This window comes from Chryseobacterium sp. Chry.R1 (assembly GCF_039645525.1).
Classification (GTDB): domain Bacteria; phylum Bacteroidota; class Bacteroidia; order Flavobacteriales; family Weeksellaceae; genus Chryseobacterium; species Chryseobacterium proteolyticum.
Map to the genome: position 1 here is coordinate 3,235,106 of NZ_CP151793.1, position 23,650 is coordinate 3,258,755.

The following is a 23,650-nucleotide window of genomic DNA, read 5'->3' on the forward strand; positions in this document are numbered from 1 at the left end:
GCCATCATGAATATTTTCTAGTATTTGGATTTGAATTTATCCTTATTATAGAATTACAGGTATGTTAGTTTTTATTTTTTTATCTGTGGAATTATAATTTGTGAGATCATTACTTTACACTCTTCAAGTTGATGTTTCATATTTTCTTTTTCTTTATTAAAAAATCCTGTGGTACAGAACAGGTTTTCGTAGTAAGCAATGCCTTCCAGTAGATTTTTTCTGAAGATATTCCATTTCTTTGTTTGGGAAAGAGTAACCGTGTCAGTTACCGCTTTGATTTCCTTTTTCAGGTGTTCCACATACATTTTCAGCTCATTAATGAACATATTCGGGCGATTATTGTCCGGAAGGATATTGCCGTTGCCATAAATGTGCTGAACCATTTCAATGAGAGAAACCTCTTTATCAAAATAAGCCAGATTAGGTCCCGGACAAATAACTACACCTTGATCCTCTCCTTTTATTTGAATCTCCTGTTCCATATAGGCTGCATTTACAAGACCCACGCATAAGCAGGCCTTATTAGTTATTTCTTTTTTCCTGTTGTTAAACTCTTCTTCACTGAGGGTTTCTTTTTCTTTCTCAAGCTCTTTTAATTTGATAGCTTGGTATTTCCGTGATGCCGTGCAGTTTCCTTTGGAGGAATATTCTTTGTTTAGTGCAAGCAGTTTTTTGGGACAGGAACTACCGTACTTTCCGTGAGCCTCTTTTTGATGTTTAAGAAGTTCATTGGAGGTTCCCCGGACAGTGTTAAAAGGAACTCCTAAAGGTGAAATCGTACTGAGATAAAAATCACTTTCTTTAGATCGGGCCAGGAGATCGCGGGTTACTTTATCTACAGATGTCGCTTCAGGAACCAGTAAAAATGGAGAGCCCCATCCTACACTGTCTGCATGATAATATTCAAGTAAAAAATCATGTTCTTCGGAAGTTCCTACTCCTCCCTGAACGGTAATTTTTACTTCCGGCGGTTGAGTAGCCGTATATCTGTCTTTTTGTTCTAAAGCTGCAATCATAAGAACATAAGCAGAATTTATGAGTTCATTCTTTTTCTGTTTGAATTCTTCCAAAATGGGACCTAATAATAAGCCCTCCGTTGCAAAAGCGTGACCACCACAGTTGAGCCCGGATTCAACTCTGTATTCTGAGACCCATAATCCTTTTTTTGCCAAAAAATTTCCCTGGATCATGGCGGAACGGAAATCACTTACCTTAAGGATGATCTTTTTTTTCAGATTTCCATTTTTGTCCGGAAAAAAATCATCAAATTCTTCGAGGTAGCTGTATAAACGTGGATTCATTCCTGCGGAAAGTACCACAGATGAAGAGAGTCTGCTATGAGCAAATCCCCGTAACGACGCGTGGGCGTCATTATGCATTACAGGAAGCTGTTCATTTTTCGCGAAATTATCCTTATCTACTTTTGTCATAATATTCACATCTATATTCCCGGGACTGAGATGAGCGTCAATAAATTTTCTGATACCGGAACCTACATAGTCTTTTTGATCTGCAAAATCCTGCAATCTGCTTTTAATAGAAGAAGTGTTCGGTAGCATGCCTATAAATTCTCTGAGTGTTTCTGTATTCTTGATAATCTCCTGCTTAAAGGATTCGAACTTTTTATTAACGATGTCATCTACCATATTAAGGTAGTCCGTTATTCTTTTAGCTCTGTAATCTTCAGTTTTTGTAGAAATGAATGCATAATTGAGATTGAATTTTCCAGCGTAAAAATTTTTCATTTTTTCTATAAGCTCGTCATCTATAATAGAAATAACGGAGGAAATTCCATACTGTGCAACCCGTATCGGGCTGTCAATAGTATAGGCTAGTCCCATCACCGGAATATGGAAACTGTGTAAGGGTTTATTTGTCATTTTGTTTTGATAAAAATAGGATGGAAAGATAGCCTGAAATAGTGGGTTATTTTATACCCTTTTCTACTAAAGTATACGGATATGGTATATTATATTTTCCTTTATTAAAAGGGTAAACAGAGAATTTATTCATGTCGACCTTTTATTTATGAAAAAAAATAAAAAGAACACTTGTTTTTTAAAACTAATGACTTAACTTTTCCCTAAGGACTCAAACTTTTAAAATTAACGATACAAAATGGTACATCAACTTCAACGTGAACAGCAGCTTTATTGTGATCTGGAAACAGCATGGAGGTTTTTTTCTTCAGCCAATAATCTTTCTAAAATTACTCCAAAAGATATGAACTTTATTGTCCTGACCAAGCTGGAGAATGATGAAATTTATGAAGGGATGATAATTGATTATTATGTTTCTCCATTGCTGGGGATTAAGATGAGCTGGCAAACTGAGATCATTCAGGTTTCTTTTCAAAAAAGCTTTACTGATTTTCAGAAAAAAGGACCTTATAAACTGTGGAATCACTTTCACGAATTCATTCCCAACGAAAAAGGTGTTTTAATGAGGGATACCATTAATTATGAGCTGCCAATGGGTGTTTTAGGAGAAGTAGCCCATGGGCTTTTTGTGAAAAAGAAAATTGAACATATTTTTAATTATCGTTATCAGATTCTGGAAAAAATGTTTAATGAGAAAAAGTAATCTGACTTTTAGTTCATGAATTTGTCATCAATACCATGAAACATAGTTGTTTTATCCTGTTATTAAATGTATTGCTTATTTCTTCCTGTAAAAAGAAGGATGATGAATACCGTATTATAAAATATCAGCTGGAAAAAGTATTGGTTGATGATCAAAAGTACAGGGCGCCCGTATACAATCCACAAAAGCAAAATCCGATAGATCGAAATAATTTGATGATCGTTACAAAAATTATTGATAGTCTGGGTTGGTTGGGAAAGGATAAGATTGGAAATGATGCTAATCTTGCTTTGTTCGTTACGATACAACACGCGGGGAAATTATCTGTAATGGAAAAATATCTTCCCATAATGAAGGAAGCTGTTAAAAGAGGAAATGCTGAAAGGTCTCAGCTGGCTTACCTTATCGACAGGGTTGAGATTTTAAATAACAGAAAACAGATATATGGAACCCAATATTCTATAGATGACAAGGGCAAGGTTTTTTTTAAAGATATTGCAGATTCAAGCCACGTAAACGCGAGGAGAAAATTCATGAATTTAGGAACTATTGAAGAGTATATAAAGATGATTGATTCTGACCGGTAGATTATTTTCTTTGTAGCTTGTAAAAGGTATCAATTGAAAAAATAAAAACTGCCTCATTTTACAAGGCAGTTTCACAAAAGTAATCGTATTTTGAGTATCAATTAACCCCTCCTCCTAAAGACCGGTAAAGGTCTACTTCTGCATTTAGCTTTTCCAGGGTAATGTTTACATACTCAAGATCGTTCTGGAGCTTGTTATTCTGTGCAGTGATTACCTCCAGATAAGTTGCCATACCACTTTTATATAATTTAAGCGCATCATTGATTCCTTTGTCCAGAATAGCAGTTCTCTGTTCCAGTAATGTGAGCCTTTCTGATGTTCCTTTAGATTTGGCCATTGCATCGGAAACCTCACTTACTGCTGTCATCATGGATTGCCGGAATGCTATCACCGCTTTTTCCTGTTCAATAATAGCTGTTTCATAAGCTGTTTTCAGCTGCCTTTTCTGTAACAAAGGCATGGCTAAGTTAGCGGCCAGGGTCTTGGTGATGGATCCCGGGAGGTCAAACCATGTATTAAACTTATTCGAGTTGATTCCAATCTGTGGAGTAAGGCTTATGCTCGGATACATGGCGGCTTTGGAAAGACCTGTTTTAGCATTCAGGCTGATGACAGCCAGCTCTGCTGCTTTCAGGTCTGGACGTCTGCTTAAAAGCTGGGCAGGAACTCCTTCTGACAATGTATTTTCGGGGATCATATTTTTCATGGAGTTTCCCCTGTCGATTTTTCCAGGATATTCGCCACACAAAATACTTAAAGCATTTTCCTGTATTGAAATATTCTGCCTGGCCAAAGGGATCAGAAGTTCAGCAGTTTTCTTTTGGGCTTCAGATTGCTGAATTGCCAATGAATTGATCTGTCCTGCTGTATATTGCAGCTTCATCATTTTTAGGGTATTATCACTTAGCTCAATATTTTTTTCTGCTATTTTCAGCTGTTCATCAAGGCTGATCAGATTGTAGTAGGCCTGAGCTACCTGTACGATGATGCGTGTTTTAAGGGCATTCATATTTTCTTTTTGAGCAAAATAATCAGCTGCAGCGGATTCTTTCTGCATTTTGGTCTTTCCCCATATATCCACTTCCCACGACAACCTTAACGTTGCGCTGAAATCATCAATATACTTGGTTCCGGTAAACTGTTCATTAAGGGAACCATTCAGGCTGTTTTTTGAAGCCCATGCCCTGTTGGCCCCTGCACTGAAATCTACAGTTGGCATAAGGTTGTTTTTGGCCTGCTTGTAGGCGAGATCAAGCTGCTCCATATTTTTAAGCGCGGTATGGATCTCATTATTCTTCAGGAGAGCTTTATCGATAAGGCTAATCAGCTGAGGATCCTTAAAAAATGTTTTCCAGGGAAGTATAACCGTATCTCCGGTTACTTTCATGGACTCTTTATATGTTTGAGGGACATTAAGGTCCGGTCTCTTATATTCTTTTCCTACGGCGCAGGACAACAGGAGTATTGCTGCCAATCCCGATAAAAGGAAATTTTTTATATGAAATGTGTTCATTTTTATTGATTTAGTGATGAAACATTAGAAACATTAGCATTCTTTGCCGAAATCTTTTCATCGATATATTGAAAGAACATATATAATACTGGAATCACAAATACTCCCAGAACAACCCCGCTCAGCATTCCCATTGCCGCACTCACGCTGATGGATTTATTTCCTGAAGCCATTCCTCCGGAGGATAACATCAAAGGAATCATTCCCACAATAAATGCCAGTGAAGTCATAATAATAGGGCGTAATCTGGACTTCGCCCCTTCAAGAGCCGACTCGAGAAGAGACATTCCTGATTTTCTCCGCTGGACAGCGAATTCAACGATCAGAATGGCATTTTTGGCTAAAAGTCCTATCAGCATGATCAAGCCAACCTGTACGTAAATATTGTTGTCGAATCCTATTGCTTTTATTCCAAGGAACGCTCCAACAATTCCTGTAGGAATGGAAAGCATTACAGCTAATGGAAGTATATAACTTTCGTATTGGGCAGCAAGGAGGAGATAAACAAACAATAGACAGAGACCGAAGATTGCAATAGTCTGATTTCCTGATGACTTTTCCTCTAAGCTCAATCCCGTCCATTCGTAACTGTAATCAGATGGAAGTTTATCCAGTGTTTTTTCCAGGGATGTCATTAATGCCCCGTTACTTACTCCCGGTTTTGGGGTCACGTTGATGTTCAATGAATTGTACAGGTTATATCGTCCAACAGATTCAGGGCCATACACTTTCTTTAAAGTGATCAAGGTGTTAGCGGGAACCATTTCACCTTTATTGTTTTTCACGAAGATATCATTAAAGGCTTCCGCATCCATTCTGAAAACTCCATCCGCTTTAATATTTACCCGGTAGAATTTCCCGAATCTTGAAAAGTTTTGAGACTGGTCTCCTGAAAAATAAGTCTGTATACTTCCTAAAAGATTGGAAATGCTTACGCCCAGCTGTTTGGCTTTGTCTTCATCCACTTCCAGCTCCATTTGCGGATAATCTGCCCGGAACATGGTGTAGGCAAAAGCTACGTTGGGATTTTGCATCAGCTGTCCGATGAGCTCATCAGCTTTAGCCTTTAAAATCTGTGGGTCACGTCCCATGCGGTCCTGAAGTACAATTTCCGCATCGTTGGTCATACCATATCCTTCCACCGGAGGCATTCTGAATGTCATGACACTTCCCTCTTTGATACCTGAAAACTTCTCGTTAACAATGGCCATGATTTCATCAATATCCTGGGTTTCTCCTCTTTCTTTTTTAGGCTTCAATTTTACAAATCCCATAGCATAGGCCGGCCCTGAACTGTTACTCAATAAATTATAACCTGTGATAGATGTATTTTCCTGAATAGCATCCAGTTTTTTCAGCATGGCATTCATTTTATCAGATACTTCTGTTGTTTTCGTTAATCCTGTTCCTGGTGGCATGCTTAGAGTATACATAAACAGTCCGTCGTCTTCCATAGGCACAAAACTTTTGGACGTAGAAGTCATCAGCCATGCGGCTCCTCCGATAATCCCTATGATCAGACCTCCGGCAATCCATTTTCTGTTGATCAGAAAGCGTACACCTTTTACATATCTGCCCGTTAAATTATTAAAGCTGGCATTGAAAGCGGTAGCGAATCTTTTTCCAAATCCTTTCTTCTTACCATTTTCCTCATGGGAATGGTTATTTTTAAGAAAAACGGCACATAATGCAGGTGTTAATGTTAATGCATTCACTGCCGAAATAATAATTGCAATAGCCAGCGTATAGGCAAACTGTTTATAAAATAATCCTGCTGAACCCGACATGAATCCAATCGGAATAAATACGGCAGACATAACCAGGGTAATTGAAATAACAGCTCCGGTAATTTCATTCATGGCTTTGTGTGTTGCTTCCTTACCGGTAAGGCTGGTTCCTTCCATATTACTGTGTACCGCTTCTACGACAACGATTGCATCATCAACGACAATACCGATGGCCAGAACCAATGCAAAAAGTGTCAGTACATTAATCGTGAACCCTAGTACAAGAAGGAAAAAGAAAGTTCCGACAATCGCTACGGGAACCGCAATAGCAGGAATAATGGTAGACCTGAAGTCCTGTAAGAAAATAAACACAACAATAAACACCAGAATAAATGCTTCTATCAACGTAGATTTTACCTGTCCCGTTGCTTCGTCCAATCTTTCTTTGGTACTGATCACTTTAGAGTATTTAATTCCGGGAGGAAAAGATTTGGAGAGCTGTTCAATGGATTTGTTGATTCCAATTTCAATTTCATTGGCATTGGATCCCGTAGTCTGCATGATAGCAACAGTCACGGCATTTTTACCATTTGAAAGATTATCCCCGCTGTAAGAAATTGATCCGAATTCTACTCTTGCTACGTCTTTAAGGCGGATCAGTTTGGTTCCGTCATTTTTAACAACGATGTTTTCAAATTGTTCAGGTTTGTTTTTCTTTCCTTTGTACCGGATAACATATTCAAGGGAAGCATTGGATTCCTCACCCAGTTTACCGGGAGCAGATTCCAGACTGTGATCAGCTACAGCATTTGAAATATCAGCAGGTTCCAGTCCGTAAGATGACATTTTCTGCGGATTAAGCCAGATTCTCATTGAATAATCTTTAGCTCCGAAAACCTGTGCCTGCCCTACACCCTTTACTCTTTTTACCTGTGGAATAAGATTGATGTTGGCATAATTCTGTAAAAAGGTTTCATCATACTTTTTATTATCGTCAGTATAAATGTTAAACAGCATGATCATACTGTTTTGCTGCTTGGAGGTGGTTAATCCCATTCTCACAACTTCCTGAGGTAAAATAGGGGTTGCCTGCTGCACTCTGTTCTGTACATTTACGGCAGCCTGATCAGGATTAACTCCCTGTTTGAATATAATTGAAATGGAAAAAGTTCCGTCATTACTGGCATTCGACTTAATATATTGCATGTCTTCCACTCCATTGATCTGCTCTTCTAAAGGCGTTACTACGGAGCGGATAACGGTTTCACTATTTCCTCCCGGATAAGATCCGGAAACCATAATGGTAGGCGGCGAAATATCCGGAAACCGGGTTACTGCAAGTTTGCTGAGGCCTATGATTCCCAATATGACAATAATAAGGGAAATTACAGTGGCCAATACCGGTCGGTCTATGATCTTTTTTAGCATGTCTTAATTTCTTTGGATGAGTACATTGTGTTTTTAGAATCTATTTTGAAGGGATGATTTTAGGGAGTACTGATGCTCCTTCGTTAAGGGCATCAATCCTGTTGATGGCTATTTTATCTCCCGGCTGCACTCCTGATGAAACGAAATAATCAGAGATGGTTCCTCCTGAGATTTCAATTGGAGTCATAACAACTTTGTTCTGTGCATTCAGTTTGTAAACAAAAAATCTGTCCTGAATATCCTTTACAGCTGTTTTAGGTAATTTAATGACATCATCCACATACTGATGAATCTTTACCCGCGCTGTACCTCCTGCACGAAGAAGTTGATCAGGATTTTGAAATATTGCTTTCAGCTGCATACTTCCTGTCATCCGGTCAAAATTTCCACTGGCATTTTCCAACTTTCCTTTATATGGATAGGTAGAACCATCCGGAAGGATCAGTTCAACGTTTCCGGTTTGATCTTCGGAGGCCATTCTTGCTTTGGTATAGCGAAGGAAATCGGCTTCGTTCATTGCAAAATAAACATTCACTGTATGGATATCGGAAAGTGTGGTAAGCGGAGTGGCATCAGAAGGGGTAATCAGATTTCCGGTTCTGTTGACGATCCTGCCAATATATCCCGATACAGGAGCTTTTATATACGCAAATCCGGCATTGATCTTTGAAGAGCCTAATGCAGATTTAGCCTGTGCGACCTGAGCTGTTGCTGCTGCATAGCTTGCCTGAGCTGTTTTCAGCTGCATATCGGAAACCACATTTCCTTCCACCAATGGTTTCAGTTTTTCTACTTCAAGTCTGGCACTCGCCTGGTTGGCCAATGCTATTTTTAATGCAGCGTCACTATTATTTACCTGTTCATTATAGACTGAAGGATTGATCCTGAAAAGCGTCTGCCCTTTTTGTACATATTGCCCTTCTTTTACGTATACCGTTTCCAGATAGCCTGTGACCTGGGCTTTGATATCCACATTATCCTGTCCTTCGATACTTCCCGGATATCCGGAAGAAATATCGGCATTTCCTGATTTCAGCTGTATAAAATCGGTAGGAAGTGCAGACATTTGCTCACCTGTTTCCTGGCTTTTTCCGGAGTTGCAGGACTGGAGAAAAACAGCTGCTGTCAATAGCAGTACGAAATAACCTTTTTTACAATTCATAATATACGATTTACTATTTGTTGACTACAAAATAATCGCAAAAAAAGGGCATTGATAGGGAGAATTTCAGTGAAACGTAATTATTCGGGGATGAAGCGTTTAATAGCTGAAATGAAAAGAAAAGGGCATAAAACCGGATTTTCATTATTGCTGAAATGATAAAAAAATATTACCCCGAACAAATGTTTGGGATGAAGAATTTTAAATTGTATGATAAAAAAAGATTTCCACTATCGTAGAAATCATATAGGTGATCTAATAATCCATCCAGGACTTCAGTGCCGAAGCTTTTTCCCTGCTTACAATGACTTCAATATCCGGATGCCTGACCAGGTCGAGTTTCAGTTTTCCGTTAAAGTAATTGGAAATATGCTGTACGGAATCTATGTTGATGATAAACTGCCTGTTGGCTCTGAAAAACATTTTAGGATCCAGCTGTTTTTCCAGTTCCTCTAAGGTCTGGGGAACAATTTCTGTGTTTCCGTTTTTTACAACAGCCCTGCTGACGCCCAGTTCGGTAAAAAAATAGAGGATATCTTCCGAGAGCAGGGTTTTATAACCGTCTCTGTGGGCTAAAAGGAAACGCTTCCTGTAATCTTTGGGCTGGATGTAGTTCAGCAGTCCCTCTATAGCAGTTCCTACATATGGAATGGTTTCCATAAAGGTTTCATAATTCTTTAATGCGGTTTCAAGCTCCTCTTCCTCAACAGGTTTTAAAAGATAATCGATGCTGTTGTATTTAAATGCTTTTACTGCATATTCATCATAAGCGGTGGTGAAGATCACAGGACATTTAATTTCTGTCTGATTGAAAATTTCAAAACTTAAGCCGTCTGCCAGCTGGATATCCATCATAATGATATCAGGAGCCGGATTTTCTTCCAACCATTGTACTGCTGATGCTACGGAATCTTCAACAGATACAATTTCAGCGTGGGGCCGCAATTTCAGCAATAACCTTTTTAGGCGGTCCGCATTAGGTTTTTCATCTTCTACGATTAAGATCTTATTGAGCTTCATAATAATGGTATTTTGGCAAGGAAATCTTTTTCTGTTTGAAGGATCAACGGCTTTTTATCTCCAAGCAATTCAAACCGGTTCATGATGTTTTTAATACCCACCTTGGAAGATTCGGCTTTATTGATGAGAGGGATCAAAGTGTTGCAGACAACAAGATTTTTGCTGGTTAATGTATAAATTTTTATTTGTAGAGGATTGGATCTGAGTGTTTGATTGTGTTTGATGGCATTTTCTACCAAAAACTGCAGAGTTAAAGGAGGGATCATCATATTCCTTAATTCCGGATTAATAGAGATCTCGAAATTGACTCCGTCACCGATTCTTTTTTTTATCAGGAAAATGTAAGAGTCTAAAAATTTCAATTCTTCGTCTAAAGAGATCACATCTTTTTTTGAATTAATAACAAGATAGCGGTAAACTTTAGAGAAATTTTCAGCGTACTCATAACCTAATTGCTGGTTTTCCAGAATAAGTTCCGATAAAACGCTTAGGTTATTAAAAATAAAATGAGGGTCTATCTGTAGTTTCAGAGCCTGTAGCTCTGCAGCCATTGCAGCCTGTTTGTGTTTAGAAGCCCTTAGCTTGTGCTGGGTTACTTCTATGGCAGATTTTTTCCAGTTTTCCAGTAAATAATCTCCTGTATTTACGGCACTGATGAGCAGGGAAATAATGATATTGGTAGCTACCCATTGCCCCAACAAGGTCATTTCTTTACGATAATCCATTTTGGCTATGTCGGGAGTATTGGAAAAAATATTAATGATAATGGCCACAAAAAGAATGCTTACGGCAATTTGCAGAATGCCTTGTATGCATAAGCGTTTTATTCCCCGGTTACTCCATGGAAGCAACTTATTAAGCTGGCTATCGATCAATATGCTTACCTCCGAAATAATAACTGAAAAAAGAAGCACCCACAGAAAATCACTGATCAGAAAATCCAACGGATCTTTAACATAGTCTTCCCATACCGGATCAAAAGGATCCATAAGATAAGAAAATAAATAAAATGAAATGATTGCCACAGCCCATATGACCAGGCGTTTTTTAGTGGCAGATAATAATTTTTTTTTCCTTATTTGGGTTTTTCTCATCATAGAGCAAGTAGGTTTTGGAACCATTAATTCTGTAAATATAAATATTGATTTTCTAAATGCGCATCTGTTTTTTGAGTCAAGCAGGAAAAATTTAAGATGAAATGTAAAATAAATGGTTTAAAACGAATGCCTCATATTACCATATATATCATATGAAAGAAAGTGTTGCTTTCATTAAAATATCAGGCAATATGATTACATTTACATGCTCTAACAGCCCAATGTTTCAGTGATGGCAAAATCGAACATTTTACTCCATACAAACGAACTCAACAGTACCGGTATAGAAATTTGTCCTATGGGTGAACTTGAAGAATCTGTACAGGCAGCTCACCGCGATGAACATTTTATGTTTGTTATTCAGCAGGAAGGATATTCTTCATTAGAACTGGATTTCCGTAAGGTTGAACTTCATGGAGCTGCAGTGTTATATGTTGCACCAGGACAGGTTCACCGGTATATAAAAAATGAGCATTGTAAAGGTTGGTTGGTATTTGTGGAAACGTCACTGATTCCTAAAACTTATCTTGAGATTTTCACTACTTACCTCAATTCTAACCAGGCTGCAGAAGTTGAAAAGAATGACAGTCTGTTTTCGTTTATTCCGGTTTTTGATGCTGTATTGGCTCATAATGAAGTTCCTTTTCAAAATAATCTTATCAATTCATTTACGGATAGCCTGGCAGGTCTTATGGTAAGAGCGTTGGTCAGAAACAGGCATTCTGAAAAAGTCATTGGCGGACAGAAATATAAGACAGTATTGCTTTTTAAACAAATGATTCAATTGCATTACAGGGAATTGAAACAGGTAAAGGAATACGCAGTGAAACTTCATATCACCCCTCTGTATCTGAATGAGGTGGTAAAAGAAATCACAGGTTTTGCAGCCAGTCATTGGATACAGCAGGAAATTATCCTGGAGTCTCAGCGTCTTTTGTACTATACTTACATGGATATTAAGGAAATCGCTTTTGACCTTGGATATGATGATTATACTTATTTTTCGCGCTTTTTTAAAAAGAATACCGGCTATACAGCATCTGAATTCCGGAAAAGAAAACCATTATTTGTCCAATTATAGCCATTGAATAGCTATCGCTAATTGTATGTTGCCGATCTACTTTTGTAGTCGAAAAATAACTAAAAAAACGATGCAATATGGCAATCAAAAGTACAACTATGGTAACTCCTAAGATTGGAGATACTCATCATCACAACAACATACCTTTAAAAAAAGTTCTCGCTCCGATCGTAATTTCCGTATTTGCGGTATATCTTACGATTGGAATTACACTGGGAGCTTTACCAGCTCTGATTAAAAATGAACTGAAATTCGACTCCTTTATCGTGGGGGCTGTGATGGGGCTTCAGTTTTTAGCTACTTTATTAACAAGGGCTTACGCCGGTAAAATAACCGATACACTTGGGGCTAAAATCAGTAATCACAGAGGTATATTTATGGTTTTTGCAGCCGGAATTCTTTATATTGCAGGAAGTTCCTCTGTACATTTCCCAATTTTAGCATTAGGATTGCTGATTCTGTCAAGAATTATTCATGGTATTTCTGAAAGTATGATGGTAACGGGAGCGCTAACCTGGGGAATTGGACTGGTAGGAGCACACAATTCCGGCAAAGTAATGACCTGGAACGGAATTTCAATGTATGGAGGAATCGCTTTAGGAGCCCCGTTAAGTATATGGATGGGAAGCCAATTCGGTAGTGTTGTTCCTTTTACATTAATTCTGGTCCTTTCTGTAGTGAGCTGGTTATCAACAGCCCGGCTGCCAACCCTTGAAGCGGATCCTACTCATATAAGAACTCCTTTTTATAAAGTGATTGCAAAAGTTTCCGATCAGGGATTGGCACTGGCTTTCTCTTCCATAGGATTTGCATGCATAGCTTCCTTTATCGCTTTGCTTTTCGCTGAGAAAAACTGGGAGCATGCTTCTCTGGCTTTTGTTTGTTTTGGTGGATTTTATATTCTTACCAGAATATTATTTGCCTCCCTTCCCGACAAGTACGGTGGTTACAAAGTAGCCTTAGGGTCTTTTGCTATTGAGGTCATAGGACAGCTATTGATAGGTTTTTCTCATTCGGGATGGATGGCAATCGTAGGCTGTGCACTTACGGGAATTGGTTTTTCCCTGGTATTTCCATCTTTGGGAGTACTCGCCATTAAAAAGGTAACTCCGCAAATGAGAGGAACAGCACTGGGAGCTTATTCAGCTTTTTTCGATCTTTCACTAGGCTTGGCTGGTCCGATAGCGGGGATTATTGCAGGCTGGCTGGGATATCAGTCTATTTATTTTTTTGGCGCGATCAGTGGGCTTCTGGCTATGCTGACTTTAATGGGCAGAAAAAGCGGACATCAATAATTTCCATTTTTCTCCATACTAAATAAAAAAGACTAACCATTCTTCGGTTAGTCTTTTTTATTTTTTCGATGAATAGTGCTACTTCTTCATCCAGGATTGATTGTCTTTTTTATCAGAACGTTTTTTCCCGTTATCAATATTATAGGCAAAACCAACTCCCAAAGTCTGTTTCAGCTGTGTTCTTCTGATCTGGTTGTGATCATATAAAAGATCCAGCGTTATGTTGGTTGAAATAAATTTGTTGATCTTCATATTTAAAATTCCGCTGTAAGACAGGACCAGTCTTTCAGGATGATCTAAATAATTGGAAAAGACAGAACCTGTATTCGTAAGGTTGATGTTTTCCATGATCTTTATTTTATAAATGGCTGTTCCCAGGAAACCGAACTGAAATAGTGAAGAATCTCCATCATTCTTTAAGCCGTAAGTTCCTGCATACTGAAGGTCTTTATCCAGTACAAAAGTTACCCTTGCATTTGCCGGACGTAATGTCATGGTGAAATTATCATTAGGTCTGTATGTAAAACCAGCACCTACATTAAGGTATCCCGGAGCCATAAAGTTGGATATCTTTTTCGCATCAGGATTATTTCCGTCCTCATAGCCCGGAGCAAATTGAGTTTGTAAACTTACACCACCGGATGCGTACCAATTTTTAGCGATCTCCCTCCCATAGTTACTTGAAAGATTAATTACATCCTGGGTCTTTCTTGTTCCTACGCCCTGGGTATTGTTTTGTCCGTATCCAAGGATAATAATATTTTCCCAAAGGTCCTTCCCTTTTTCATAGGTAAGGTTATAATTCACACCGGCAAGCCAACCCACGTTGTTTGCTCCACCACCTACCCAGTTCGAGAATGCCGCCTGGTTCAGCATTAATGTGTTTTGACCTTGAATGCTCCATGCTTTTGTCGTATCAACAGCCGGAGCCTCTGTTTTTGCTTCTTGTGCTGCAGCAAAAATTCCCAAAGAAAGAGAAAGGGTTAATAAAATTTTTTTCATAATTTATAAGATTTGGTTGCAAAAATAGAAATATAAATTTTGTTAAAAAATATTAAAAAAATCTAAAATCACCTAAAATTAAGATTTTTTATAATACAATTTTAAAAAGTTATAGAACAATATTTTACAGATCATTCACTTTTGTATGAAATATATCGTATTGAGCGGTATTTCTGATAGAAATCATTTTTTTTATGAGTTAACGCAGGCTTGTGATTCTTTATCTGTATGATAAATTATTAAACGGGGATTTAATTTCTTAATTTTGAACTACACAGAAATAATACCGATTGAATGAAAAAAGAAATCCTTTATCTGAAAATTGCCGGGATCATTGAGCAGCAGATTCTCAGTGGAACGTTAAGGCTTGGTGATAAATTGCCTTCTATACGGACCTTACAGAAAGTATATAATGTAAGCATCAATACCGTTCGGCAGGCATTTCTGGAATTAGAAAGTAAATCGTTGATAGAACCACGACCTAAATCCGGCTATTATGTAAGTAAAGCTTCACAAAGGAAATTTTCTCTTCCTTCTGTTATTATCCTGGAATCCCTGCAAAAAGAGCAGTACCCGGAACATCTTTTCCTTAAGACATTTGCTTCTTCGGAAAATACGGACATTACCCATTTTTCCCTCGGGCTGCCGGAAAAAAGCCTGCTGCCCATCGCCCAGCTTAATAAGAGCGTGACTACAGTTATGCGAAGCCTGGCAAATGGCGGGGCAACCTATGAATCTGTTCAGGGAAATCTCAATTTTAGAAGAACGGTTGCCAGATGGGCATTTATGCTGGAGGGTAAAGTTACAGAAGATGATGTGATAGCAACGTCCGGAGCGATGAACGGAATGTTTACCTGCCTGATGGCGGTTACCAAACCCGGAGATAAGGTTGCTGTAGAAAGTCCCGCTTACTTTGGTATTCTTAAAATGATAAATGCCATGGGACTTGAAGCTGTAGAAATTCCTTCAGACCCTTCCACAGGTTTAGATCTCGAAGCATTGAAAAAGGTTTTGCCTGTCATAAGTGCATGCTGTTTTGTGGTTAACTTCAATAATCCTTTAGGCACAATCATGCCGGACGATCATAAAAAGGAGCTTGTAAAAATGCTTACGGAATGGGATATTCCATTAGTTGAAAATGATATCTTCAGGAATGTGTATTATGGAGCCGAGAGGCCGAAACCCTGTAAAGCATTTGATGAAGCCGGTATTGTGATGCTGGTGAATTCCATATCCAAAACACTGGCACCGGGTTACAGGCTCGGATGGATTATCCCGGGCAAGTATAAGGATAAAATTATCCAGCAGAAGCTGATACAAACGCTTTCTACTCCTGCTTTGTATCAGGAAGCCATATCCCATTTTTTAGAAAACGGAAGATATGATCATCATCTTCGTACATTCCGGAAAATAGTACAAAATAATTGTCTGAAGCTTCAGCAGGGCATTGAGGATTATTTTCCTGATAATACTAAAGTTTCCCAGCCGGAAGGTGGATTTATGGTATGGCTGGAACTTGATAAAAAAATTGATACTGTCAAACTGTTTGATATGGCCATCAGGCGGAATATTACTTTCGCTCCGGGAAGAATGTTTACCCAATACAATCAGTATAACAACTGTATGAGGCTGAATTTTGCGATGGAATGGACAGATAAAGTTAACTCCGATCTTAAGACTCTTGGGGAAATTGCCAGTAATTGGTAATCTGTGCCCTAATAAAAAACAGCAACTGTATCTGTACCTGTCGTACGGATTGCTCTAAATTTGTACCAACAAAACCAAATGATTGAAAAAATTGATGAGGCTATAAGTAATAATTATAGCTTCGTCTTTTTTTATGTCCTTTTCTCTTAAAAAAATTAACTTCTTTTGTTTTTTTCTGTTATTTTCCATTGATCAATCTGATATATCTAATTTCGGAGAAATAATTTGAACCTATAGCCCTTTATTGATGGGGGTTAACCCAATTTTTTTAAAGCTGTAGGTATAAATACTGAACAAAAAAAATGGTGTTTTCTACTCTAGTGTTTGTTTTATTATAGTTGCACCTTTGGTATGTTAAAACATAAAAAAACAAACACCATGTCAAAATTCAAAATCAACATCGTTGCAGGTCCGCTTTGGAGCAACGATCAGGCTCAGAAATTAGGAGGTCGTATTGCTGCGGCACATTTAGGAAAATTTACCGGACAATGGTCTACCATTGTTGAGGGGGAAATGAGTGTAATCGAAGTTGAGTACGATACGGTTCCTACAGGAAGCACAGAATATACATTGGATGTTCTGGCAGGTCCTATCTGGAGCAATGAAGATGCAAAAGAAATATGCCCTTCCATTTGTGCCTCTTACGGAGGTACCTGGAACGGACAATGGACAACAGTCGTTGAAGGTAAAATGAGCGTTTGCGGCTGTGTATTCAAATTTTAGTCAATAAAAAGTTTCAAACCTCCGGGATTTTTCCCGGAGGTTTTTTTATGGATCTGGAATACTTCCTGTATGTTTAAATAGAAAAAACTCCTCTGAAAGAATTATACCTATATTTAAAAATATATTAATAGTATGTATGCATAATATTAATATGTTATTTAAAATTGAATTAAAATATTAATAAAATTATAATGTATTACATAATATATTTTATTATATTTGCACTTCGAAATAATTTTTTTTCATCATTTGTGTTTTTTAAGGCCTCCCTCGGGAGGCTTTTTTATGGAGTGGAAATTCCGGCTGATTGCTTTTTGAACGCCAGAGGTGAAAGTCCCGTTACCCTTTTGAAAAAGCTACTGAAATAAGCAACATCTTCATATCCTAATTCATAAGCAATTTCTTTGGCTGAGCTGTTGGTAAAGAGAAGTAATCTTTTAGCTTCCAGTATAATCCTTTGCTGAATAATTTCAGAGGGAGTTCCGTTATTATAGAGATTAAAAAGATTGGAAAGGGTTTTGGGAGACTTATGAAGCTGATCTGCATAAAACTTTACGGAATGTTCCGACTTATAATTCTTTTCAACCAGTAAACTGAACTGCCGGATAATATCCAGTTTTTGTTCAGGAAATTGATCTGCAACAAATTGTTTTTTTGCCGACCGTGTAATCAGGATGATCAGGCGCTTCAACAGCATCCGGAGCATGTCCTCCTGGATATCATCTACATCCTGGAATTCTTCAATAAAAATACGCAGTAGCAATGTGAGTTTATCACGGACCTGATCCTCCACGGAAACAAACATACTTTGAGACAAACCATAAAAAAGAAATCCTACACACCCTACTTCGGAATCATGACTTTCAATGCAGTAGAAATCTTTATTAAACTGCCATACGATGATTTGTGAATTGTCGGGAAAATCAAATGACTGATTGACCATTAAGCAAAGTATGCTGCCTGATTTGAATAGATAGGATATTTTATCTATTGTAATAAAAATGTCCAGACCCTGGTTCCATGCCAATGTCAGAAATTTGTCTTTACGGTCTTTTCCGTAGAAAACCCTGTCAAATTTTTCTTCATGGACAAGAAGCCGGCAAGCTGCTTCCGTCTGTTTATTATAGAAATTATAGATCATCTTTTATCTCACTAAATTTTTAATAAAAGTCTTATTTGAACAAATGTATCATTTGGAAAGGGAAAAAAGCATACATCTTCGGGAAATTGTTCTATTTTTTTGAGGTCAGGGATCACTGAACTTTGTCGTATTAATTTTAAACAACAATTACAAATGGAAAATTTTCAGATTCCTCAAAAAGAGCAGCTTTCAGAAGCAAATCAAAATATTTTTAACCAATTAGAAAAAGGGGTTGGCTTTGTTCCTAATCTGTATGCAACTTTTGCACATTCGGAAAATGGGCTTGCCACCTATCTTGCCTTGCAAAATGCCAAGTCATCCTTAAAAGCAAAAGAAAAAGAAGTAGTGAACCTTATTGTCAGCCAGTATAACAATTGCCTGTATTGTTTAAGTGCTCACACTGCTATTGCAAAGCTGAACGGATTTGATGATGATCAGATCCTTGAAATCAGAAAAGCAAAAATATCTTTTGATCCAAAACTCAATTCCTTAGGGCAACTGGTTTATGAGGCAGTAAGCAATAAGGGTGAGATTTCTGAGGAGACAAAAAATCAGTTTTTCAACGAAGGATATACAGAAGGACATTTGGTAGATGTGATTATTGCGATCGGTGATAAAACAATAACCAATTACTTGTTTGCAGCTACAAAAATTCCCGTAGACTGGCCATTAGCTCCGGAACTGTAAATAATTACAAAAGGCAATCTCAAAAAGGGATTGCCTTTTTATTACCTGTTGCATACATCCCGATAAAAGATTCCAAAGCTTGGGATTTGGGAATGCTTTTCAGGTAGATGAGAGAAGTAGATATGGTATTGATCTCCTTACTGAGCTTAAAGGTTTTCAATTTCCTGCCACCGTAATACTTTTCAATCAGCTCAAGCGGAAGCAAGGTAATTCCCAGGCCTGCTTCAACGAAATTAATGATCCCTTCAATAGAATTCATTACCATGCTCTTGTATTGTATCACTCCCCTTGCATTGAGCAAAGTTTCAAGCCTTGCCCTGTAAACGCAACCCTGGTCAAAAACAACAATATTCAGATTGTCCTTTTTAAGAATTTGATTGACTGATCTTTCATCCAGAGAAGTCACAATAACCAGCTCATCCTGCTTGATGTGGATCTGCTCGAGTTGTGCGGAATGAATAGGTGCAGAAACAAACGCCGCATCCAGCTTATAATTCAGAACATCATCAATAAGCTTTGAGCGGGTGTCCGATTTAAATTCCAGCTGGACATTAGGATAAGCATTCATAAAACCCGAAAGGATTTCCGGGGCTTTAAATACCAGTGTTGTCTCTATACATCCTATGCACAGGTTCCCTCCTATCTGATCAGAATTTTTAATTTCCCTTTTGGCTTCTTCTATGGTATTTGAAATCTTACGGGCATATTGAATAAATGCATGTCCGGCCGTGGTTAAAGAAACTTTTCTGGAAGTACGCGTAAAAAGCTGAGCTTCCAGTTCTTCTTCGAGCGTTTTTATCCTTGCGGTAACATTGGATTGTACGGTACACATAACTTCCGCAGCTTTTGTAAAACTGCCGGAAGCAGCTACTGCTTCAAATATTTTTAAATCATTTAAATTCATGTATCATTTTTTATGATTATTCATATCATAATTAATCGTTTTATGTAATCAAATGTATGGCGTAATTTTGAAATAACAAAAAAATAAAACAATTATGAACCCAACCATTTATTACAACAATACAGACGTTGATGGTCTGAATGTTTTTTACCGTGAATCCGGGCCTGAAGATGCTCCTGTTCTTTTGCTTCTCCATGGATTTCCTACGTCTTCACATATGTTCCGCAACCTGATTCCTAAGCTGAATGATCAATATCATATCATTGCACCTGATCTACCGGGTTTCGGGTTTAGTGATGCTCCGGGTTCTGACCACTTCAGCTATACGTTTGATAATCTTGCCAGGATAATGCAGGGATTTATTGATAGATTGGAATTAAAAAGATTTGCCCTTTATATTTTTGATTATGGTGCTCCTACCGGTCTTAGGTTAGCTTTAGCCAATCCCGAAAAAATAACGGGAATTATTTCTCAAAATGGGAATGCCTATGAAGAAGGACTTAGTGACAGCTGGACTTCGATAAGAAAATACTGGAAAGATCCCACTCCGGAAAACCGTAAGCTCTTAAGTGATTTTACTTCTGAAAAGATGACCAAATTCCAGTACCAGGAAGGTGTTAAGGATCTTTCGCTTATCGCCCCTGAATCTTATGCTCTGGATCAGCATTTTCTAAACCGCCCGGGAATGGATGATATTCAGATTGACCTGATGCTGGATTACCGGACTAATGTGGCACTATATCCTGAATTTCAGGCATATTTCAGAAAATACCAGCCCCGGTTCCTGGCTGCATGGGGAAAATATGATCCTTTCTTTTTGCCTCCGGGAGCGGAAGCTTACAAAAAAGATATTCCGGATGCTATTGTAAAATTTTATGAAACCGGACATTTCGCACTGGAAACCCATGCAGAAGAAATAAGTAATGAAATCAGGGAGTTTTTAAAAGCCCTGCCTTCGTAAGCCTGGAATATTGTATTCATAAAAAATGTCCGGTCATTCATCTGACCAGACATTTTTTTATGGAAATTAAAAATACTTTAGCTATATATTCATATTTTCGATAACCATAGCGGAAGCTCCTCCACCACCATTACAAATCGCAGCTACACCATATTTTCCCTTTTCCTGTTGAAGGACATTGACAAGGGTCACAAGAATTCTGGCTCCGGAAGCTCCTATCGGATGTCCGATGGCTACTGCGCCGCCATATACATTCACTTTTTCACGATCAAAACCTAATATCTTCTGATTGGAAAGTACAACTGAGGCATAAGCTTCATTGATCTCAAAATAATCTACTGCTGAAAGGTCAAGGTTGGCACTTAAAAGAGCTTTTGGAATAGCAAGAGCCGGAGATGTTGTGAACCATTCCGGTGCCTGGGCGGCATCTGCGTAACCGATAATTTTGGCAAGCGGTTTCAGCTGATATTTTTCTACAGCTTCTGCCGAAGCAAGAATCAAAGCTGCGGCACCGTCATTCAGATTACTGGAGTTGGCCGCGGTAAGCAATCCGTCCGGTTCAAAAACAGGCTTCAGCTGAGCCATTTTTTCAGGAATAAGCTTAAAAATATCTTCATCTTTATCGATGGTAATGGTTTCTTTTCCTTTGGTGAATTCTACAGGAACAATTTCATTTTTAAATTTCCCCTGTGCAGTTGCGTTTTGTGATTTCTGATAAGAAGACAATGCATAATCATCCAGTTCCTGCCGGGTATGTCCATATTTTTTAATTCCCAGCTCTGCCGCACTTCCCATATGGAAATTATGATAAACGTCCCATAAACCGTCTTTAGTCATCCCATCAGTAAGGGTAAGGTCTCCTAATTTTTTTCCGCTTCTTATGAAGGCATAATGTGGTGTATTGCTCATACTTTCCATTCCGCCTGTTACGATGAGATGTTCAAGGCCTGTCTGGATTTGCTGTGCTCCCAATGAAGTTGCCTTCATTCCTGAAGCACATACCTTATTGATGGTCGTGGCATCTTTATCATACGGGATATCAGCAAAAATAGCAGCTTGTCTTGCCGGAGCCTGTCCTATTCCTGCACTCAGTACATTTCCCATATAAACACTGTCCAGTAATTCCGGTTCCAGAGAAATGTTTTTATAAGCTTCCCGAATGGCCAGAGCGCCCAGCTGTGTGGCTGTAAAAGTGGACAGATTCCCAAGTAATCCTCCGACGGGAGTACGTTTTGCTGATACAATGAATACTTCTTTCATGATATTGATTTTATTATATTTTATATGATTCTGTTTTAATGGTCTGCTGATACGATTACTATTTTTTTATTCTTATTCCTCTTCAGGAAAAATAATAATAAAGGTAAGACAAATATAAATGCCAGACCAATAACCATATAGGCATCGATATAGCTTAAAAAAAATGATTGTTTCACCACAATTTTTTCCATCAGACCTATTGCTTTTTGCTGTGCTTCAGGAAAACCGAATCCCTTGCTCTGAAAAAGTGAAGTGTAGGTTTGAAGACGATCCATTACCGAACGGTTATCCGGAGTAAGGTTGGAGATAAGGTCGGTACGGTGAAGGGCAACCCTTCTTGCGATATATGTATTGATAATGGATATTCCAAATGAACCACCCAACTGGCGCATCATGTTGTTAATAGCGGTTCCCTGGGGCATATCTTCAGCTTTTAAAGAAGAAACGGCAAGTGATGCAAGCGGAACGGTAAGTAAAGCCATTCCCAGTGCTCTGAATATAAGGTTAATGGAAATTGTAGCAAAAGAAACATCCAGGTTTACCTGTGCCATAGACCAGTTAAAATAAATAAAACAACAAAAACCAAGCAATACCACCAATGCAGGAGGAACTCCTTTTTGCAAAACTTTCCCGGTAATGATCAGCGCAAATACGGCAATAATGGAACCCGGAAGCAGTAGAAGACCAGCCTGAGCCGGGTTGAATCCTAAAAAGCGTTGTGCCAGTACAGGAGTGAGGTAAATGGAAGTAAACATTCCAATCCCGGTTATAAAGGTAAGTACGGCAGAGATACTGAGTGAAGGGTGCTTAAGAACCGATAGCTTTACCACGGGATGTGGTATAGTGAGCTCCCTGTGAACGAAAAGAACGAGTGAAAGGACAGCTGCTACAGTGAGGAAAATAATATAACGGGCAGCAAACCAGTCTTCCGTTTCCCCACGCTCCAAAACCGTTTGTAAAGAGCCTATACCAATAATTAAGAGAATAATTCCTGGCCAGTCGATCTTTTTAACCTTTTGCCGGGTCGGAGATTCGGGTAATAATTTTAAACATAGAATAGCGGCCAGTATTCCTAAAGGAATGTTGATGTAAAAGATCCATCGCCATGAAAAGTTATCCGTAATAAATCCACCGAGTGTAGGCCCGATCGTGGGTCCTATGAAAACCCCGATCCCAAATAAAGCGCTGGCAATATTCTGTTTTTCTTTTGGAAAACACTCGTATACAACCATGGCAGATACCGATAATAACGCTCCACCTCCAATTCCCTGCAGAAACCGGAACATGACGAGTTCCCAGAGGTTTGTGGAGTTGCCGCACATAAAAGAACAAAAGGTAAACAGGATAATAGAGCCGATGTAATAATTCCGCCGGCCAAGGTTATTAACCAGAAAGCTGGTCATCGGAATAATAATAACGTTGGCAATCCCATAAGCTGTAACCACCCAGGAAATGTCTTCTAATGTTGCCCCCAGGTTTCCGCTCATATAATTGAGGGCAACATTTACTATGGAAGTGTCTATAAGCTCCATAATGGCTGCGGAGATTACCGTAATAATAAGAATGATTCTTTTCATAGCATTTTACTATTTAATATACCGATCGGTATATTTTGAATTAAAAAAATTTATGTTCGAAACAAAAGAATAAACCGCCTTTAATTCAGTAGTTCCAATTTTTAAATGGCAAAGATATAAAATAAATATACCAATCGGTATATTTAATTTCGGAATCATAAAAAAGCCGTTCAACCGTTTGAACGGCTTTGTGTT

At 38.4% G+C, this 23,650-nt stretch carries 19 protein-coding genes; 8 read left to right on the top strand and 11 right to left on the bottom strand.

Features of this window, described 5'->3' with window-relative positions; translation table 11 throughout:
- Positions 1–71: 71 nt before the first annotated feature.
- Positions 72–1,880: a hypothetical protein gene (locus AAEU33_RS14700; protein WP_345988376.1), complete on the bottom strand. Its 1,809-nt coding sequence runs from the start codon at positions 1,878–1,880 to the stop codon at positions 72–74.
- 238 nt (positions 1,881–2,118) lie between these two features.
- Here AAEU33_RS14700 and AAEU33_RS14705 point away from each other — a divergent pair, with 238 nt between their 5' ends.
- Together AAEU33_RS14705 and AAEU33_RS14710 are read left to right on the top strand one after the other, a co-directional pair.
- Positions 2,119–2,583, top strand: a complete 465-nt coding sequence (locus tag AAEU33_RS14705) for an SRPBCC family protein (RefSeq protein ID WP_172282683.1) — start codon at positions 2,119–2,121, stop codon at positions 2,581–2,583.
- A gap of 35 nt (positions 2,584–2,618) precedes the next feature.
- The gene (locus tag AAEU33_RS14710) at positions 2,619–3,170 is read left to right on the top strand and encodes a DUF6624 domain-containing protein (protein WP_345988378.1); all 552 of its coding nucleotides are present in this window, start codon (positions 2,619–2,621) and stop codon (positions 3,168–3,170) included.
- A gap of 97 nt (positions 3,171–3,267) precedes the next feature.
- Here AAEU33_RS14710 and AAEU33_RS14715 read toward each other — a convergent pair whose 3' ends face one another.
- The 5 genes from AAEU33_RS14715 to AAEU33_RS14735 all read right to left on the bottom strand — a co-directional run bounded on the left by AAEU33_RS14715 (position 3,268) and on the right by AAEU33_RS14735 (position 11,117).
- Positions 3,268–4,683, bottom strand: coding sequence for a TolC family protein (locus AAEU33_RS14715; protein WP_345988380.1), 1,416 nt, complete (start codon positions 4,681–4,683; stop codon positions 3,268–3,270).
- A gap of 2 nt (positions 4,684–4,685) precedes the next feature.
- Positions 4,686–7,838, bottom strand: a complete 3,153-nt coding sequence (locus AAEU33_RS14720) for an efflux RND transporter permease subunit (RefSeq protein WP_345988382.1) — start codon at positions 7,836–7,838, stop codon at positions 4,686–4,688.
- A 40-nt stretch (positions 7,839–7,878) separates the two neighbouring features.
- Positions 7,879–9,000: an efflux RND transporter periplasmic adaptor subunit gene (locus AAEU33_RS14725; protein WP_273648037.1), complete on the bottom strand. Its 1,122-nt coding sequence runs from the start codon at positions 8,998–9,000 to the stop codon at positions 7,879–7,881.
- Positions 9,001–9,255: 255 nt separating this feature from the next.
- Positions 9,256–10,020 (bottom strand): LytTR family DNA-binding domain-containing protein, encoded by a 765-nt coding sequence (locus AAEU33_RS14730; RefSeq protein WP_273648036.1) that lies wholly within the window; start codon positions 10,018–10,020, stop codon positions 9,256–9,258.
- Positions 10,017–11,117 (bottom strand): histidine kinase, encoded by a 1,101-nt coding sequence (locus AAEU33_RS14735; RefSeq protein WP_273648035.1) that lies wholly within the window; start codon positions 11,115–11,117, stop codon positions 10,017–10,019. The genes AAEU33_RS14730 and AAEU33_RS14735 overlap by 4 nt, the downstream gene beginning before the upstream one ends.
- Before the next feature lie 232 nt (positions 11,118–11,349).
- On the opposite strand from AAEU33_RS14735, the gene AAEU33_RS14740 reads away from it, so the two are divergent.
- Together AAEU33_RS14740 and AAEU33_RS14745 are read left to right on the top strand one after the other, a co-directional pair.
- Positions 11,350–12,198 (top strand): helix-turn-helix domain-containing protein, encoded by an 849-nt coding sequence (locus AAEU33_RS14740; protein WP_345988385.1) that lies wholly within the window; start codon positions 11,350–11,352, stop codon positions 12,196–12,198.
- A 77-nt stretch (positions 12,199–12,275) separates the two neighbouring features.
- Complete coding sequence (locus AAEU33_RS14745; RefSeq protein WP_345988387.1) at positions 12,276–13,493, top strand: MFS transporter; 1,218 nt, start codon at positions 12,276–12,278, stop codon at positions 13,491–13,493.
- Positions 13,494–13,571: 78 nt separating this feature from the next.
- Here AAEU33_RS14745 and AAEU33_RS14750 read toward each other — a convergent pair whose 3' ends face one another.
- The gene (locus AAEU33_RS14750; RefSeq protein WP_172282699.1) at positions 13,572–14,495 is read right to left on the bottom strand and encodes a DUF3078 domain-containing protein; all 924 of its coding nucleotides are present in this window, start codon (positions 14,493–14,495) and stop codon (positions 13,572–13,574) included.
- A 294-nt stretch (positions 14,496–14,789) separates the two neighbouring features.
- On the opposite strand from AAEU33_RS14750, the gene AAEU33_RS14755 reads away from it, so the two are divergent.
- Entirely contained in the window at positions 14,790–16,202 is a 1,413-nt protein-coding gene (locus AAEU33_RS14755; protein ID WP_345988389.1) for a PLP-dependent aminotransferase family protein, read from the top strand.
- 378 nt (positions 16,203–16,580) lie between these two features.
- Complete coding sequence (locus AAEU33_RS14760; protein ID WP_172282703.1) at positions 16,581–16,925, top strand: mannan-binding lectin; 345 nt, start codon at positions 16,581–16,583, stop codon at positions 16,923–16,925.
- A gap of 283 nt (positions 16,926–17,208) precedes the next feature.
- Here AAEU33_RS14760 and AAEU33_RS14765 read toward each other — a convergent pair whose 3' ends face one another.
- Positions 17,209–18,066: an AraC family transcriptional regulator gene (locus AAEU33_RS14765; protein WP_345988392.1), complete on the bottom strand. Its 858-nt coding sequence runs from the start codon at positions 18,064–18,066 to the stop codon at positions 17,209–17,211.
- A 153-nt stretch (positions 18,067–18,219) separates the two neighbouring features.
- Between AAEU33_RS14765 and AAEU33_RS14770 the strand changes: the two genes are divergently transcribed.
- Positions 18,220–18,753: a carboxymuconolactone decarboxylase family protein gene (locus tag AAEU33_RS14770; RefSeq protein WP_345988394.1), complete on the top strand. Its 534-nt coding sequence runs from the start codon at positions 18,220–18,222 to the stop codon at positions 18,751–18,753.
- Positions 18,754–18,772: 19 nt separating this feature from the next.
- On the opposite strand, the gene AAEU33_RS14775 is transcribed toward AAEU33_RS14770, so the two are convergent.
- On the bottom strand, positions 18,773–19,657 hold the full coding sequence (locus tag AAEU33_RS14775) for a LysR family transcriptional regulator (RefSeq protein ID WP_345988396.1): 885 nt from the start codon (positions 19,655–19,657) through the stop codon (positions 18,773–18,775).
- 94 nt (positions 19,658–19,751) lie between these two features.
- Between AAEU33_RS14775 and AAEU33_RS14780 the strand changes: the two genes are divergently transcribed.
- Positions 19,752–20,618: an alpha/beta hydrolase gene (locus AAEU33_RS14780; RefSeq protein WP_345988398.1), complete on the top strand. Its 867-nt coding sequence runs from the start codon at positions 19,752–19,754 to the stop codon at positions 20,616–20,618.
- An 81-nt stretch (positions 20,619–20,699) separates the two neighbouring features.
- Here AAEU33_RS14780 and AAEU33_RS14785 read toward each other — a convergent pair whose 3' ends face one another.
- Complete coding sequence (locus AAEU33_RS14785) at positions 20,700–21,878, bottom strand: acetyl-CoA C-acyltransferase (protein ID WP_345988400.1); 1,179 nt, start codon at positions 21,876–21,878, stop codon at positions 20,700–20,702.
- Positions 21,879–21,913: 35 nt separating this feature from the next.
- Positions 21,914–23,455, bottom strand: a complete 1,542-nt coding sequence (locus tag AAEU33_RS14790) for an MDR family MFS transporter (protein ID WP_345988402.1) — start codon at positions 23,453–23,455, stop codon at positions 21,914–21,916.
- Between the last annotated feature and the right edge of the window lie 195 nt (positions 23,456–23,650).

Bases quoted from the DNA above. Each gene is read 5' to 3' on its own strand.
- AAEU33_RS14760 (WP_172282703.1), top strand. From the start codon at position 16,581: ATGTCAAAATTCAAAATCAACATCGTTGCAGGTCCGCTTTGGAGCAAC.
- AAEU33_RS14705 (WP_172282683.1), top strand. From the start codon at position 2,119: ATGGTACATCAACTTCAACGTGAACAGCAGCTTTATTGTGATCTGGAA.
- AAEU33_RS14735 (WP_273648035.1), bottom strand. From the start codon at position 11,117: ATGATGAGAAAAACCCAAATAAGGAAAAAAAAATTATTATCTGCCACT.
- AAEU33_RS14765 (WP_345988392.1), bottom strand. From the start codon at position 18,066: ATGATCTATAATTTCTATAATAAACAGACGGAAGCAGCTTGCCGGCTT.
- AAEU33_RS14730 (WP_273648036.1), bottom strand. From the start codon at position 10,020: ATGAAGCTCAATAAGATCTTAATCGTAGAAGATGAAAAACCTAATGCG.
- AAEU33_RS14715 (WP_345988380.1), bottom strand. From the start codon at position 4,683: ATGAACACATTTCATATAAAAAATTTCCTTTTATCGGGATTGGCAGCA.
- AAEU33_RS14720 (WP_345988382.1), bottom strand. From the start codon at position 7,838: ATGCTAAAAAAGATCATAGACCGACCGGTATTGGCCACTGTAATTTCC.
- AAEU33_RS14780 (WP_345988398.1), top strand. From the start codon at position 19,752: ATGAACCCAACCATTTATTACAACAATACAGACGTTGATGGTCTGAAT.
- AAEU33_RS14745 (WP_345988387.1), top strand. From the start codon at position 12,276: ATGGCAATCAAAAGTACAACTATGGTAACTCCTAAGATTGGAGATACT.
- AAEU33_RS14740 (WP_345988385.1), top strand. From the start codon at position 11,350: ATGGCAAAATCGAACATTTTACTCCATACAAACGAACTCAACAGTACC.
- AAEU33_RS14755 (WP_345988389.1), top strand. From the start codon at position 14,790: ATGAAAAAAGAAATCCTTTATCTGAAAATTGCCGGGATCATTGAGCAG.
- AAEU33_RS14790 (WP_345988402.1), bottom strand. From the start codon at position 23,455: ATGAAAAGAATCATTCTTATTATTACGGTAATCTCCGCAGCCATTATG.
- AAEU33_RS14750 (WP_172282699.1), bottom strand. From the start codon at position 14,495: ATGAAAAAAATTTTATTAACCCTTTCTCTTTCTTTGGGAATTTTTGCT.
- AAEU33_RS14775 (WP_345988396.1), bottom strand. From the start codon at position 19,657: ATGAATTTAAATGATTTAAAAATATTTGAAGCAGTAGCTGCTTCCGGC.
- AAEU33_RS14725 (WP_273648037.1), bottom strand. From the start codon at position 9,000: ATGAATTGTAAAAAAGGTTATTTCGTACTGCTATTGACAGCAGCTGTT.
- AAEU33_RS14785 (WP_345988400.1), bottom strand. From the start codon at position 21,878: ATGAAAGAAGTATTCATTGTATCAGCAAAACGTACTCCCGTCGGAGGA.
- AAEU33_RS14710 (WP_345988378.1), top strand. From the start codon at position 2,619: ATGAAACATAGTTGTTTTATCCTGTTATTAAATGTATTGCTTATTTCT.
- AAEU33_RS14700 (WP_345988376.1), bottom strand. From the start codon at position 1,880: ATGACAAATAAACCCTTACACAGTTTCCATATTCCGGTGATGGGACTA.
- AAEU33_RS14770 (WP_345988394.1), top strand. From the start codon at position 18,220: ATGGAAAATTTTCAGATTCCTCAAAAAGAGCAGCTTTCAGAAGCAAAT.